This window comes from Streptomyces sp. CWNU-52B (assembly GCF_047444975.1).
GTDB lineage: Bacteria > Actinomycetota > Actinomycetes > Streptomycetales > Streptomycetaceae > Streptomyces.
Genome location: NZ_JBLFJV010000054.1, coordinates 1 through 1,287 on the forward strand (window position 1 = coordinate 1; position 1,287 = coordinate 1,287).

General features: G+C 64.9%; 1 protein-coding gene. It reads left to right on the top strand.

All coding sequences use genetic code 11. The annotated features are described in order from the left end of the window. Nucleotides 1–68: 68 nt before the first annotated feature. On the top strand, nt 69–1,287 hold a 1,219-nt coding region (locus tag ACLVWQ_RS35605; RefSeq protein WP_414113403.1), incomplete at its 3' end, for a hypothetical protein.

The window sequence follows — 1,287 nt, forward strand, 5'->3', positions numbered from 1 at the left end:
GCATTCTGCGGGAGGCGGTGTGGGTGGACCCGGTCTCCCTGCCCCGCCCGGCGGACGGGAGCCCGGAGGTGACCGAGGTCCCGGCGCGCATGCAGGAGGACCCGAACACACCGCCCACGGTCACCCCCACTCCTGCCGCTGCGACTGCGGCTGAACCGACGCTCATCCCCTTCACATCGGGGAACTTCCAGTTCACCAATCTCCAGCACACGAACGAGAAGTACCGCGACAGGGCGGTGCGGATCATTGACGTACTGCGGAAGCACGACACGATCAAGGAGTACATCGGCAACCGCCAGGTGCGAATCACCCTGCAACTGCGGACGCGGGAGGCCCCGGCCGATGTGATCGACCGCGGTGACGCCGGTGTCGATATCAACCTGGCGAGCTATTACTTCGAGAAGTACGACATCGGCTACGTCATGGGGATGTTGGCCCATGAGATCGGTCTGCATCCGTTGGCTTCCCGGAATACGAACATTCCGGATGAGGAGGAGATGTTCCAAGGGGTTCCGCTGGCGGTGCCGGGGCTGGCGGATCTGAAGTCGCCGCGGACGATGAATACGGAGGGTGCGGGTCAGGCGGATCACATCATGGCGGCGTTCCCCAGTAGTACGCGGCATGGGATCTACCGGGACATCGTGGTGAAGATGGCCGGTGTCCTGGCGGAAGACGCGCGTGTCGGGGAGGAGGGGGCGAAGGCCAAGGACGTCACGGATCTGATCGACACGTATCTGATGGACCTGGCGACGATTGCGCTGACGAACGACAGGCGCAAGGACGCGGCCTGGGAACCCCGTTACACGGCGAAGGTCTACAACGCCTACAAGGAAATGTTCACGGCCCGGTTGGCGGACGACAGCCCGGTGAGGGCGCTCGTGCCGGCGGACAAGTCCTGGTACAACGTCACCAACAATTTCCTGGGCCTGGGCACCAGCGTCGCTTTCAACAACCAGGGCGACAGCATCCAGACCGCCACGCCGGTCCAGAGCAGCAGTACGACGGACGAGGCCAGGCCTCGACTGCCGCAGAGCGGAACGGACAGCACGACTGAGGTGCCCTCACCGCCGACACCGCAGTTGCGTGGCCCGCGCGACAGCCGTCCCCGCTTTGTGGTGCGGTCGGGCTTCGATGCGCGGCGGTTCTCGTATCAGGGGGAGCGGGTCACTGATCTCACGGTGAGGCTGGCGTTCCGAGGCGGCTCGGATGGCCAGGCGGCGCATGTACGCGACCAACTGGACGCAGGTGTGCTCCGGTTCCTGAACAACCCGGCTTATCTCTTGCCGG